Annotated in this window: 14 protein-coding genes, 1 tRNA gene and 1 pseudogene; 4 read left to right on the top strand and 12 right to left on the bottom strand. The window is 50.5% G+C overall.

Features of this window, described 5'->3' with window-relative positions; all coding sequences use genetic code 11:
* Positions 1-102: 102 nt before the first annotated feature.
* Positions 103-843 carry a peptidoglycan meso-diaminopimelic acid protein amidase gene (dpaA, locus tag AC6I4B_RS18530; protein ID WP_497767253.1) on the top strand — a complete coding sequence of 247 codons (741 nt, stop codon included), beginning with the start codon at positions 103-105 and terminating at the stop codon, positions 841-843.
* Here dpaA and AC6I4B_RS18535 read toward each other — a convergent pair.
* Both AC6I4B_RS18535 and lpcA read right to left on the bottom strand, forming a co-directional pair.
* Entirely contained in the window at positions 814-1581 is a 768-nt protein-coding gene (locus AC6I4B_RS18535; protein WP_497767255.1) for a class II glutamine amidotransferase, read from the bottom strand. The two genes, dpaA and AC6I4B_RS18535, sit on opposite strands and share 30 nt — an antisense overlap.
* Positions 1582-1622: 41 nt before the next feature.
* Positions 1623-2204 carry a D-sedoheptulose 7-phosphate isomerase gene (gene lpcA, locus AC6I4B_RS18540; protein ID WP_497767257.1) on the bottom strand — a complete coding sequence of 194 codons (582 nt, stop codon included), beginning with the start codon at positions 2202-2204 and terminating at the stop codon, positions 1623-1625.
* Positions 2205-2442: 238 nt separating this feature from the next.
* On the opposite strand from lpcA, the gene fadE reads away from it, so the two are divergent.
* Positions 2443-4887, top strand: coding sequence for an acyl-CoA dehydrogenase FadE (fadE, locus tag AC6I4B_RS18545; RefSeq protein ID WP_497767258.1), 2445 nt, complete (start codon positions 2443-2445; stop codon positions 4885-4887).
* Between the two features lie 52 nt (positions 4888-4939).
* Here fadE and ivy read toward each other — a convergent pair whose 3' ends face one another.
* Entirely contained in the window at positions 4940-5386 is a 447-nt protein-coding gene (gene ivy / locus AC6I4B_RS18550; protein WP_497772242.1) for an Ivy family C-type lysozyme inhibitor, read from the bottom strand.
* Positions 5387-5567: 181 nt separating this feature from the next.
* Between ivy and AC6I4B_RS18555 the strand changes: the two genes are divergently transcribed.
* The gene (locus tag AC6I4B_RS18555) at positions 5568-6338 is read left to right on the top strand and encodes an amidohydrolase (RefSeq protein ID WP_497767260.1); all 771 of its coding nucleotides are present in this window, start codon (positions 5568-5570) and stop codon (positions 6336-6338) included.
* A gap of 33 nt (positions 6339-6371) precedes the next feature.
* Positions 6372-6455, top strand: a pseudogene (locus AC6I4B_RS18560) (hypothetical protein); the annotation flags it as partial.
* Between the two features lie 75 nt (positions 6456-6530).
* Here AC6I4B_RS18560 and AC6I4B_RS18565 read toward each other — a convergent pair.
* The 9 genes from AC6I4B_RS18565 to AC6I4B_RS18605 all read right to left on the bottom strand — a co-directional run bounded on the left by AC6I4B_RS18565 (position 6531) and on the right by AC6I4B_RS18605 (position 13817).
* Positions 6531-6607, bottom strand: a tRNA-Asp gene (locus tag AC6I4B_RS18565).
* 131 nt (positions 6608-6738) lie between these two features.
* Entirely contained in the window at positions 6739-7464 is a 726-nt protein-coding gene (gene dnaQ / locus AC6I4B_RS18570; protein WP_497772243.1) for a DNA polymerase III subunit epsilon, read from the bottom strand.
* A gap of 279 nt (positions 7465-7743) precedes the next feature.
* On the bottom strand, positions 7744-8520 hold the full coding sequence (locus AC6I4B_RS18575) for a M23 family metallopeptidase (protein WP_497767262.1): 777 nt from the start codon (positions 8518-8520) through the stop codon (positions 7744-7746).
* Positions 8521-8531: 11 nt separating this feature from the next.
* Positions 8532-9329, bottom strand: a complete 798-nt coding sequence (locus AC6I4B_RS18580; protein WP_497767263.1) for a prepilin peptidase — start codon at positions 9327-9329, stop codon at positions 8532-8534.
* Between the two features lie 12 nt (positions 9330-9341).
* The gene (locus tag AC6I4B_RS18585) at positions 9342-10379 is read right to left on the bottom strand and encodes a type II secretion system F family protein (RefSeq protein ID WP_497767265.1); all 1038 of its coding nucleotides are present in this window, start codon (positions 10377-10379) and stop codon (positions 9342-9344) included.
* Positions 10363-11889 (bottom strand): ATPase, T2SS/T4P/T4SS family, encoded by a 1527-nt coding sequence (locus tag AC6I4B_RS18590; RefSeq protein ID WP_497772245.1) that lies wholly within the window; start codon positions 11887-11889, stop codon positions 10363-10365. The genes AC6I4B_RS18585 and AC6I4B_RS18590 overlap by 17 nt, the downstream gene beginning before the upstream one ends.
* Entirely contained in the window at positions 11889-12431 is a 543-nt protein-coding gene (locus AC6I4B_RS18595) for a hypothetical protein (RefSeq protein WP_497767266.1), read from the bottom strand. Before AC6I4B_RS18595 ends, AC6I4B_RS18590 begins: the two co-directional genes overlap by 1 nt.
* Positions 12413-13267, bottom strand: a complete 855-nt coding sequence (locus AC6I4B_RS18600; RefSeq protein WP_497767268.1) for a hypothetical protein — start codon at positions 13265-13267, stop codon at positions 12413-12415. Before AC6I4B_RS18600 ends, AC6I4B_RS18595 begins: the two co-directional genes overlap by 19 nt.
* Before the next feature lie 4 nt (positions 13268-13271).
* A complete protein-coding gene (locus AC6I4B_RS18605; RefSeq protein ID WP_497767269.1) occupies positions 13272-13817 on the bottom strand; it encodes a hypothetical protein in 546 nt (181 codons plus the stop codon).
* Positions 13818-13824 lie beyond the last annotated feature (7 nt).

Raw genomic sequence — 13824 nt, forward strand, 5'->3', positions numbered from 1 at the left:
TGCGGTGGTGCTAAGGTGAGCGCTCAAAAAACAGATTTGTCTGCTTTTGCTCTCAGTTGCCTTCCTGGCGTGTAGTTATTTTTTTATCAAGGAATATGTAGTATGCGCAAAATCGCATTTTTTATTGCGATGCTTCTGATGCCGTGCGTTTCGTTTGCTGGGTTATTGAGCAGCAACACCCCGACGACGCCCGTCAGTAAAGAATATAAGCAGCAAATGATGGGTTCACCGGTCTATATCCAGATTTTCAAAGAAGAGCGCACGCTCGATCTTTTCGTGAAAATGGGTGAAACCTACCAACTCCTCGATAGCTATAAAATCTGTAACTATTCCGGCGGCCTGGGGCCAAAACAGCGTCAGGGCGATTTTAAAAGCCCGGAAGGATTTTATTCGGTGCAGCGCAGCCAGCTAAAGCCGGATAGCCGTTTCTATAAAGCGATTAATATCGGCTTCCCGAACGCTTATGACCGCGCTCACGGTTATGAAGGGAAATATCTAATGATTCACGGTGCTTGTGTGTCGATTGGCTGCTACGCCATGACCGACTCCGGTATTGATGAGATTTTCCAGTTTGTTACTGCGGCTCTGGTCTTTGGGCAGCCAAACGTGCAGGTGAGCATCTATCCGTTCCGCATGACCGATGCCAACATGCAGCGCCACAAATTCTCATACTACAAAGATTTCTGGCAGCAGTTGAAGCCCGGTTATGACTACTTCCAGCAGACGCACAAGCCGCCTATCGTGTCGGTTGTTGATGGCCGCTACACGGTGAGCAAGCCATTGAGCCATGAAGTCGTTCAGCCACAGTTGGCGTCAAACTACACGCTCCCCGAGACAAAATAAGCGCCATTCGCCTGGCATAATCTTGTGCCAGGTTTCATTCCCCGTCAGCGGTTGGGTTGCAATAACCGTCACCACATCGTTGGCGGTGGTTTCCTGCTGAAAATCGATTTCGACATCCTGGTCTAAGAGTTTAGCGACGCCAAACGGTGCGCGACGCGTTATCCAGTACAGATTAGTCGAACAGAACGCCATCACGTAGCGCCCATCGGACAACAGCATGTTGAACACGCCCTTCTCACGCAACTCGTCCGCCAGCGATGCAATAAACTTGAATACCGCCTGCATATTGCCCGGCGTGCGCGGGTAGCGCTCGGTCAGTTTATGCAGCAACCAGCAGAAGGCTTTTTCACTATCGGTTTCGCCAACGGGACGAAACTGCCCTGTTTCCAGTGATTTGTAGCCGGTAAGCTGCCCGTTGTGGGCATATGTCCAGTTGCGCCCCCACAGCTCACGGGTAAACGGGTGGGTGTTTTCCAGCGCGACCATGCCTCGGTTGGCCTGGCGAATATGCGCAATCACCGAGCAGGATTTGATAGGGTAATCTTGTACTAGCCTGGCGATAGGCGATTGGTAGCTGGGCTGCGGATCTTTAAATGTGCGACAACCTTTGCCTTCGTAGAAGGTAATTCCCCAGCCGTCTTTATGCGGCCCAGTGCCGCCACCGCGCTGTACCAGTCCGGTGAAACTAAAGCAGATATCGGTTGGCACATTGGCGCTCATCCCGAGCAATTCGCACATATCATACTCCCGCAGCAATCGGGGCCGAAGCCCCGTAAGACTTATGCCTTAACCATTTCTTTTTCAATCAGCATGATAAGAATATGGATAACTTTAATGTGGATCTCTTGTACGCGGTCAGCGTAGCCAAAGTGCGGAACACGAATTTCGATATCCGCAGAACCCGCCATTTTACCGCCATCTTTCCCGGTCAGGGTGATCACTTTCATCCCCTGTGCACGCGCTGCTTCAATCGCTTTAATGATGTTGCCAGAGTTACCAGAGGTAGAAATCCCCAGCAGAACATCACCTGCACGGCCAACAGATTCAACATAGCGAGAGAACACATATTCATAACCGAAATCATTGCTCACGCAGGAGAGATGGCTAACGTCGGAAATCGCAATTGCCGGGTAGCCCGGACGGTTTTCACGATAGCGCCCGGTCAGCTCTTCCGCGAAGTGCATTGCGTCACAGTGGGAGCCACCGTTACCGCAAGAGAGCACTTTACCACCGGCTTTAAAGCTGTCCGCCAGCAGCACTGCTGCGCGCTGAATGGCGTGGATATTGGCTTCGTCTTTCAGGAAGTTTGCCAGTGTATCGGCGGCTTCATTCAGTTCGTTACGAATAAGATCCTGGTACATGAGGATAATCCTTCAGCATTAATAAAATTGTCATGGCTAGTGTACCGGATAGCGTCAGTACAGAGAAGCAAGCGCCAATCTATTCAGCGGGAGTTTGAATTTTTGGTGCGCTAAAAACCACCAACAATGTGAGCGAGGTTGTAATTATTTTGTAAACACATTGCTAATTAAATTCACATCAACTACAACCATATCATCACAAGTGGTCAGACCTCCTACAAGACAGGGGCATTTCTCTATGATGATTTTGAGTATTGTTTTAACTATTGCCGTACTCGGTGCACTCTTCTATCACCGTATCAGTTTGACACTCAGCAGCCTGATTCTGCTGGCCTGGACTGCGGCGCTTGGCGCTGCTGGGCTGTGGAATCTGTGGCTGCTAGTGCCGCTGGCTATCATTCTCGTGCCGTTTAACTTTACCCCTATGCGTAAGGCGCTTATCTCTGCACCGGTCTTCCGCATGTTCAGTAAAGTGATGCCGCCAATGTCGCGTACAGAAAAAGAAGCGATCGACGCGGGTACAACCTGGTGGGAAGGCGACCTGTTTCGCGGCAACCCAGACTGGAAAAAACTGCACAACTACCCTCGTCCACAGCTAACCGCCGAAGAGCAGGCCTTTATTGATGGCCCAGTGGAAGAAGCTTGCCGCATGGCGAATGACTTCGAGATAACCCATGAGATGGCTGACCTGCCGCCGGAGCTGTGGGCGTATCTGAAAGAACACCGTTTCTTCGCGATGATCATTAAGAAAGAGTACGGCGGCCTGGAATTTTCAGCATATGCCCAGGCGCGCGTGCTGCAAAAACTGTCCGGCGTTTCCGGTATCCTGGCGATTACCGTCGGCGTGCCGAACTCTTTAGGGCCGGGCGAACTGTTGCAGCATTACGGTACTGAAGAACAAAAAAATCACTATCTGCCACGTCTGGCGCGCGGTCAGGAAATCCCGTGTTTTGCGCTGACCAGCCCGGAAGCCGGTTCTGATGCGGGCGCTATCCCCGATACGGGCGTCGTTTGCATGGGCGAATGGCAAGGCGAGCAGGTTCTGGGGATGCGTTTGACCTGGAACAAGCGCTATATCACCCTTGCACCTATCGCGACCGTGCTGGGGCTGGCGTTTAAACTTTCTGACCCAGACAAACTGCTGGGCGGCGCTGAAGAATTAGGTATTACCTGTGCGCTGATCCCAACCAACACCCCAGGTGTGGAAATTGGTCGTCGTCACTTCCCACTGAACGTGCCGTTCCAGAATGGCCCAACCCGTGGCCAGGATATTTTCGTGCCGATCGATTACATCATCGGCGGGCCAAAAATGGCCGGACAAGGCTGGCGTATGCTGGTTGAATGTCTGTCCGTAGGCCGTGGCATTACCCTGCCGTCCAACTCGACCGGCGGCGTGAAATCTGTAGCGCTGGCGACCGGTGCTTATGCACACATTCGCCGCCAGTTCAAAGTGTCTATCGGTAAAATGGAAGGCATCGAAGAGCCGTTGGCACGTATCGCGGGCAACGCCTATGTGATGGATGCAGCGGCAACACTGATTACCTACGGGATTATGCTGGGCGAAAAACCTGCCGTGCTGTCGGCTATCGTGAAATACCACTGTACCCACCGTGGGCAGCAGTCAATCATCGATGCGATGGATATTACCGGCGGTAAAGGCATTATGCTGGGTGAAGGCAACTTCCTGGCGCGTGCTTATCAAGGTGCGCCGATTGCCATTACCGTGGAAGGTGCCAACATTCTGACCCGTAGCATGATGATCTTCGGCCAGGGGGCAATTCGTTGCCATCCATACGTGCTGGAAGAAATGGCGGCGGCACAGAATAAAGATGTGAATGCGTTCGATAAGTTGCTGTTTAAACATATTGGCCACGTGGGTAGCAACAAAGTACGTAGCTTCTGGTTAGGTATCACACACGGTTTAACCAGCCCGACGCCAACTCGCGATGCGACCAAACGTTATTATCAGCATCTGAACCGTCTGAGCGCCAACCTGGCTCTGTTGTCTGATGTTTCCATGGCGGTGCTGGGTGGCAGCCTGAAACGCCGCGAACGTATCTCTGCCCGTTTGGGGGATGTGTTAAGCCAGCTGTATCTTGCCTCTGCGGTGCTAAAACGCTATGACGATGAAGGCCGTAACGAAGCGGATTTACCGCTGGTGCATTGGGGCGTACAGGATGCGCTGTATCAGGCAGAGCAGGCAATGGACGATTTACTGAAGAACTTCCCGAATCGGTTTGTAGCTGGTGCAATGCGCGTGGTTATCTTCCCAACTGGCCGCCATTACGATGCGCCGTCGGATAAGCTGGATCACAGCGTAGCGAAGATTCTGCAAACACCAAGCGCCACTCGCTCGCGTATTGGGCGTGGTCAGTATCTGACGGCAAGCGCACACAATCCGGTGGGTCTGTTGGAAGAAGCGTTGGTTGACGTGATGGCCGCCGACCCTATCCACCAGCGTATCTGTAAAGAGATTGGTAAAAATCTGCCGTTTACCCGACTGGATGAACTGGCCCGTAACGCGTTAGCGAAAGGCTTGATTGACCAGGCCGAGGCAGCGATTTTGACGAAAGCGGAAGAGAGCCGTCTGCGTAGCATTAACGTTGATGACTTCGCGCCCGATGCGCTGGCGACCAAACCGGTAAAGTTGCCGGAGAAAGTCCGCAAGACTGAAGCCGCGTAAGACAAAAAACGGAGCCGATTGGCTCCGTTTTTACTATCAAACCAGCCGCGCATTACTTGTAGTTAAACGCGTCCGGGTGGTTTTCCAGGCTGCCGCTTAATGCTGCAAACAGTACCGTTTTACCGTCGATAGAAAGCTCATCGCTGACGTTAAGCCAGGTCAGTTTCTCCTGAGAGGTTTTTTCATCCACCGTTGAGAAAACGCCAGACATTTGATGTGATTTTTCTGACCACAGCACCGCAACTCGCTCCGCACCACAATCGTGCGGTTTACAAGCACTCAGCACCTGCCAGGACTCATCGCCCAGCGTAACGGTTTTCGCCGGTGAGAACGTGCCACCGTTGCTGACCCACGCTGGCAGTTTATGTCCTTTAACCATCTGGTTAAAGGCGGCTTTGGTGGTATCACCTTTCGCCAGGCTGCTGATAGTCACGTCACTCTGCGCCAGAGCACTGGATGCCATCACCAGCGCGGCGATAGCGGTAATTGCTTTTAACATCATTCCTCCTGAGCTGATCCTGCTCTTGTTATTCATCTCGTTAAGAGTGGGCGGCAATGCCAAAAATGCAAATCGGTGATTTCTGATAAACGCTTTTTTTATCAAAATACTCCGTAGGGATGCAACGGCCTGATAAGGTGTTAGAGTTAAAAATAGTCCCGTAAAACAGGAGTCGAGCGCCGTGGCTGGTTTAAAGATTACCCTTTTACAACAACCGCTGGTGTGGATGGACGGCCCAGCTAACCTGCGCCATTTTGCCAGACTGATGGAAGATATCACCGGGCGAGATGTCATTGTGCTACCAGAGATGTTCACGACCGGTTTTGCGATGGAAGCCGCTGCACAGTCGATGGCAGAAGAGGATGTTGTCGCCTGGATGCGCGAGCAAGCACAACGGACACAGGCGCTGATTGCGGGTAGCGCCGCGTTGCAAACGCCGCGCGGGGCGGTCAATCGCTTCTTGTTGGTTGAGCCGGAAGGCCGAGTGCACGCTTACGATAAGCGCCACCTGTTCCGCATGGCGGATGAACATCATCATTATATTGCCGGTGATAGCCGCGTGGTGCTGGCGTGGCGTGGCTGGCGTATTCTGCCGCTGGTGTGCTACGACCTGCGCTTCCCGGTGTGGTCGCGCAACCGCAATGATTACGACCTGGCGCTATACGTCGCCAACTGGCCAGCGCCACGCTCGCTGCACTGGCAAGCGTTGCTGACCGCACGGGCAATTGAGAACCAAGCCTATGTCGCTGGATGTAACCGCGTGGGAACCGACGGTAACGGCCATCATTATCGTGGTGACAGCCGGATAATCACACCGCAGGGTGAAATTCTGGCTACAGCCGAACCTCATCAAGCCACGCGTATCGATGGCGAGTTATCCATGACGCTGCTGCAAGAATACCGAGAGAAATTCCCCGCCTGGCAGGACGCTGACCCATTCGCGCTCGGCTAGAGTTGAGATAAACATTCGTAGCGTACAGCGCCACGCTCGATTACCGCACCTTGTGCCCATCACGCTGGAAAAGCCGTAAAACCAGCGATGCTGGTGTTTATCGAGTGTAGGGAGGAGATGCTGGCCCAGAGGAAATACACAAGGCTGAAACGACGAAAGCCTGAATCATTGCTGATTCAGGCTTTCTTAATGTGGCGGAACGGACGGGACTCGAACCCGCGACCCCCTGCGTGACAGGCAGGTATTCTAACCAACTGAACTACCGCTCCGCGTTTGTTCCCGTGGGAACGAGGCGAATATTACGGATTCCCCAGTCCACCGTCAACGATTTTTATCTACTTTTGAATCGTTTGCTGCAAAAATCGCCCAGTCGTTTATTTTCACAGCAAAAACAGGTGTTTTACGCCCGCCAGAGACAGCTTCCGCCCTTCTTCTGCACCAGATCGAGCCGTGATTCATGATTCATCAGCTCCTCATCAGTGGCATAAACAACGCGTAGCTTGCTGGCCCCTCGCACAATGCGCTGAATTCCGGTAGCGCCAGCCTGCTGTTGCCCCTCACCTTCCATCGTAAACTTGATAGAGGTTTGCCCGCCGGTCATCGTCAGGTAGACGTCTGCCAGAATTTGGGCATCGAGTAATGCGCCGTGCAGCGTACGCTTGGTGTTGTCTATTTCGTAGCGTGAACATAACGCATCGAGGCTGTTACGCTTGCCGGGGAACATCTTCCTCGCCAGCGCCAGGCTATCGGTGACCTTGCAGAAGGTATCGGTTTTTGGAATACCGCGATTGAGCTTACTAAACTCATAGTCCATAAAGCCGATATCGAACGATGCGTTATGGATGACCAGCTCCGCGCCACGGATGTAATCGATAAACTCATCGGCCGCCTCGGCAAAGGTGGGCTTATCCAGCAAAAACTCATCGGCAATACCGTGAACGCCGAACGCTTCCGGGTCCACCAGCCGGTCTGGTTTGAGGTAAACATGGAAGTTGTTGCCGGTTAAACGACGGTTAATCACCTCGACGGCACCAATCTCAATAATCTTGTGGCCTTCGTAGTGGGCACCGATCTGATTCATACCGGTGGTTTCGGTATCGAGGACTACTATCCTGTCAGTATCTATAGTACTAATGATAACCTCCTAAATATTCCTACCCCGATAAGAGTAAAGGGAAAAACCCTACAACGCTCATCGTTACACTCGCAAAGACAGGTCAACAATGAATCAACTCTCCCTCGCGACGCGAGGCAATAACCGTATATTATGCGTTCTGGAGGGAGGGTATCACAACTGTAGAAGCGAGTCGGTATAAGAAAAAGCCGCGTAGCGCTATCCGCACCATCAACTGTCTGACCTTACTGACGATAACCTACGCCAACGGGATCAGCGCTTGAAGAGGTATTATGCGATGGACACAATCTGATATTTGCCACCGCGCTCGAGCACGACCTTATAGCTATCAAACACAATGCTGCCTGGCGTGACAGTGCGTGTTTTATTATTAAAGCGGACAGTGACGCGTACTCCGCCAGCCCCCCGAGAAACCAACACCACCCTAGGCTGAGCATCAGTTTGTATCTCCACAGGCGAACGATCGGCGCGTGTCAGCAACGGAGTATTGTTCAGCAGAGGCTGCGGGTCGAGAGCGACGCCCCGCCAGGCGATTTCCAGATGTAGATGGGGACCGGTAGTTAAACCACTGCTTCCTGATGTCGCTATCTCATCACCCGCAGACAGCTTTTCGCCTTTATGCACTCTTACTGAGGAGAGGTGAAAATAGCGGCTCAGCCAGCCATCTGCATGGCGGATAGCTAAAAAGTACCCAGCGTTACGATTGTAACCGCTCTCCACGACTTCACCATCGGCTACCGCATGAACGCTGCTGCCCATTGGCAAGGGGATATCCAATCCTTTATGCGCCATGATACGCCCCAGCACGGGATGTAAGCGGAATCCGAACCCTGAACTTATCTGCTGGTGCGCGACAGGCCAGACAAAGTGCACCATGGCATTATCATCGGCAATCACCACATCAGCAGACGGCATTCTCAGGTTTCCCTGTGACCACTCGGTGGACACCTGCAGGGAAGGCACTAACTCTTGCTGCCAGGCCTGCTCGCAACTGCTTGTCGCCAGTGGCGCCATCGTCAGCCATACACTCCATATCAAACAGGACATGCTTACCTCGCTCAGAGCAGCAGTAAAAATGCGGCCAGCGCAATAGCCGGGCCAAACGGGATATAAAAGCGTTGGTTGCTATCCGCATCACGACAAACTAAACGAACGCAGGCGTAAAACAGCAAACCTGCCAGCGCAGAAAAACAGAGTAAGTCCGGTAACTGCTGCCAACCAAGCCATGCTCCGCAAGCGGCATAGAGTTTGACATCACCGTAGCCCAGACCATCATGTTTGCTGAATTTTTCCCATAATTTCATCACTCCCCACAACAGCAGCCAGGCGATGACGACACCATATACAGCATCCTTAACTCGGATGGGCGAATAGCCAGCGGCGGCAAGCAACAAACCGCCCCATAGCACGGTGAATACCAGCCCATCTGGCAGAATGAGGTGTTTAAAATCAATAACAGCAGCGGTATACAGCAGCATAAATAACAGTGCATAGGCGAGCGTAAGCTGAAGGGATAAGTGCGGTAGGCAAAACCATGCCAGCCCTCCCCAGACTAATCCCATCGCCAGCTCAGAAATCGGATAAATAATCGGAATCGTCACACCGCACTGACGGCATTTACCTTTCAGTAGCAGCCAACTGACCACTGGGATATTATCCCAGGGCTTAATATCGGATTGACATACCGGGCAATGCGACGGAGGCCACCATAAATTCACCGATGAACTGGCGGAGTCATTGCCTTCAGTTACGCCAAGCATCAACGGCAGACGATAAATGATTACGTTGGCCAGGCTGCCAAACAGCAGCCCCAGCGGAATAAAAATCGCCGTCATCCACGGCATCAACAAGTCCATTGTTTAAAATTCCTAGAAAGATCCGCTAGCACCCATCGCCGCCAATTTATCGCTAAGCGAAAACAGCGCAGCAAATACCCAAATTACGCTCCCCCCTAATATCAACGTAGAGAGTGCTTTTAATAAACCGGAGAGTTTATTGATATATTCACGAATGTGTTCTCGTGATTTATTCGACACCGCCAGCAGCACTTCATTAAATGAAGGCAATGCAGCATAAAGGCTAATATTGAGCAGAGTTTCCGTATTCAATAAACCCGAGTTAAGCGCCTCCCCATAACTAACCCCTGCAGCCATCTTTCTCTGCATACCAGCTAGGTGCCAGCGTAACCAGCGGGAAGAGTTAAGGCTGATAATACTGAGTGCATCGTTTAATGGAATACCATTTTTTAACATCAGCGCCAGGTTATTGAGAAAGATTGATGCAGTGAGTTGTTTATAGGTAGAAAACGGCATAACCCGGTCAAGAATCTGATTACGGATATTTCCCGTCATTTTACTCATTGCCATTTTTATTACAGTCACAACGACAATAAAACCAATGAGGATATAAATCCACAGCCCTTTACATAGCGCCATGCCAAAAAGATATAGTGCCTGAGTGACACCTGGCCATTTTTCCACGGGTACAACACCTTCAAATGCTGGAAAAACCTTATAGGCATAACCGGCAATGACGATCAACGAAAGCACCATCATAATTAACGGGAAGGTAATAGCACCGACGATTTTCTTTCTGAGTTCACTATTGTAATTAATAACATTAACCAGCGTAATAAAACCATCTGCCAGGCTACCGCTGCGTTCTGCCGCGTTAATCACGCTTAATTCCGAGTCAGGCACCAGTCCTTCAAAAACCATCGCAATTGAGGTCGTCTTTGCCATTTTACTGGTCAGTTCATCCAGCCGTTTGACAAATCCTTTGCCTAATAACTTAACCCCTTCCGCACGTAACTTTTGCAACGCATCATAAAGGGGAAGTTCGGCATTAATCATATCCGCGCAGAATTGATAAAGATAAATCCGCTGTTTTTTACCGAATTTTTTCAACTATGACCTCCAGCTCTTCCTGAACCACATGTCCAAACTCCATCTGAAACCAGGTAGCGCACACGCGTCCCTGTAATACTGCCGCCATCGTTTTTTCTTTAATTTCGAATCCTTCGCTCAGGCTGGTCTGTTTAAGGCGTTTTTCGCGCCAAATGGTATAAACTTTGAGCCACTTCTGTTCGGCGATCGCTTCCAGCTCGTCATATACTGGTAACAGATACTCCATGACCAACTGACGCCCGCCAATACCGGTCCGCTTGCAGGCGGGGCAGCCCTGCGGATTCTTTTCATACAGCTGAAATTCACGTCCCTTGATAGCTGTGGGACCTAAAGATATTTTGCACTCAGGGCACAGCACGGGTATCAACTTCTGGCACTGCAAGCCCGCAATAAACCCGGGTGTTGAAAGTTTATCGCTGGTAATTCCCAGCGCGGAGAGACGCTGCAACAAAGAAACAATGTTGCCTGCGTGCACTGTGGTAAAACAGTAGTGACCACTTTCTACCGCGCCAGCCAGAGCGTTAGAAGAGATATTGTCACGGATCTCCCCCACCATCAGCACATCTGGGTCGCGACGTAATGAGGATTTGATCGCCGAATGGAACCCACCTGATTCACCACTTAATACCGAGCTTTGCGTCGCGCCGTAAATCTGATATTCGACCGGATCTTCGACCGTCAGGAAACAGCCGCGATTGTCATAGCGGTTGATCTGCATCCATTCCATCAGGTTTTTGAGTGTGGTTGATTTTCCCGAACCGGTGGTTCCTGCGATGATATAAGCACCGTAAGGGTTACTCAGGATCTTTTTAAGATCGCTAATTTCCGCCTCGGAAACCCCCAGTTTATCCAGACTCGCGACGCTGGCTTTATCCAGACCCGAAGGAATAATACGCAGCACGACGTGATAGCAATCACTGGTTTCGCCAAATATAGGATAATGCGCATAACGGAAACGATAGCTTTTCCCCTCTAGCGAATAGAGGATATTCGCATTTTGCGCAATATTACGGTTCCAGGTGGTATCACGCGTACTAGCCTCAACGTTGTAAAGCACAAAGACCAGTTCGTCGCAACGTGAAGCTTTCATCTGTAGAAACGGGCAGAGCACACCGTTAATGCGCAACTCTATATTCGCCACCATATCATTACGGGTGATATGTAGATCGCTGGCCCTTAGCGCTACGGCCTTTTTCAGCATCTCCTCCAGCGCGAGTTGCGTATTACTGCTTTCTTGCTCTAGCAGCTTATTTTCTTTCGACAGTAGCTGTTCGACAATCAGGTAATAATTTATCTCGCTGACCTGCGCGATCCCTTTAACCTGAACGTTATGCGCAACCTGCAGACGGTAGATCACCGCCTGCATTGGCGCAAGATTATCAATCAGAGGGGTGGACACCAGTAACCAAGCTTCATCCGCATGTTCAGCAACCAGGATATCGCCATCATACTCTTGAAATTGCCACTCCTGAGAATGAATGTTCTCCTCGGTAAACTGGATATAATCAATCACTGACCAACAACCTCTACCGTAACGTCATTCGCCTGGTTATGACGAGCAATATAGCTATGGCCGCCGTAGTTAAAACGTTGATTCAGCGCGACCATTTTGACCGCACCGTCTACGCCGGCAATCGCCACACGTTTTTGACCCGCGATTTCTGAGATGAGCAGCGGTCGTAAGGCTGGTGCCGACGCTGACTCCGTAGCGGGCGCTTCATTGAAATTATCAACAGCACTACTGGCTGCAAGCATTGGGACAGCGGCAGTTGCAGCTCCCGCGCTTTTTTCACCACGCAATTTGCGTAACTCACTGCGTAGTTTTTCCAGAGCGACTTGATTATTCAATTCACGATACTGATTCTCAAAGGTGAAATCTTTTTCCATCATATCAACAACGTGTTCTTGCATTGGCGATGCGCTACCAGACGGCGGTGCGCTTGGCGCTTGTACAATCTCTTGCGCTGGGGTGATTTGCGTTGTGCCTGCGGCGTAAAGAGCAGGTGAAAGCGTCAACACTATTCCCGCAATGATTAATTTCCCTTTTTGCATGCCAGTCCTCCGGTAACAAGCGTTGATTTTTCATTGAACTCTATTGATTTAATAATAAATGCGTCAGCAAAAGGTTGTTTGTTCAACACTAATGACGCACCTACAATATCCATTTTGCTCGGTAATGTTATCTTCCAGCCAGCAAACAGCATCCCAAACGAGGTGACGGCGCTTTTCAGCGCACTTTCATTATTCTCAACGGAAGAAGCTGGCATTTTTGTTAATACTAACGCAACATTTCTCCCGCCTAATGAGTTCCAAGTACTGATATAACTCAAAATATCGGTGCAAGCTGGAAGATTAACTTTTTCTTTTTCTTGCCAGGCAGTGAACCAAGGGTGCTTATTTAGCCTGGAGTCGATCCCCGTATAGTCCAATATGTTTTTAGAAAAACTTGGCGAATACACTTTATCCCAAACATTAATATCCAGAACACTAAATACGCGACCAGGATCCAGCATATAGCTGAATGAGCACCCCGTGCTGCTGCACTTGATACTTTTCGCGGAAAAACCAAGTTGAGACACTTTTCTATTCGCCAGTAAAATCTGTTCCAACAAGCGGTTGGCATCAGCAATACTGCCACCGGTCAGCGAATTCCGATAAAAATCCTCGATCGCTTTGATTTTTTTCTGACGATCCGCTTGTTCAGCTTTGACTTTAGCCAGCCGTTCCTGTTCCGGTTTCCAGATAAAATAGTAATAGCCAGCCCCGCCGCCGCCCACTAATAAAACGAGGAGTATAGCCACCCAAGTGATGGCGCTACTTCCTCGTCCGGTAGGTGCGCCTCCCATGTTACGACGCTTCCAGAAATAGAGATTTTCAGAGACCGCCACTCGCTCATCCTCTTATAAATAATTTCAGCAGTGCCATAAACACCAATAAGAATATAATGCCGCCCAATGTCAGCACGCCAATCATCAACTGCCGCCGTTTTTTCTGCCGCAACTGATGCTCTGTACAGCGTTCAATCACTGTTGCAACATGCTGTTCGGTTAATTGAACTAACGGCAAACCAGCATATTGTGGAGCCTCTTTTAACTGCTCTTTCAGCTTCATCCTGAACCGTCTGGACACCAGAATGTCACTGCCCGAAACGGGGACACCGTGCGAAATAATCAGGTAATAATAACTTTCAGCCTGTTCATAATAATAAATACCGTCGCCGTATAAGTCTTTCATCCAGAGAGCAAAAGGCTCATACAAGGTGGAGTATTTACTGCAAAAACCCTCGACGGTTTTCCCCTCGTCTGACTGGCTATTTAGCTGGCGGTGAGTTCGCCGCAAATGAGATAACCAGTCAATAAACCAAGGTTCATGAGATACAGGCTCATAGCTCCAGACCAGATTAATTAATATCCGATTCTCTGATAAGCGATTAAGCATAAGAACC

This window comes from Kluyvera fluvialis (genome assembly GCF_059725275.1).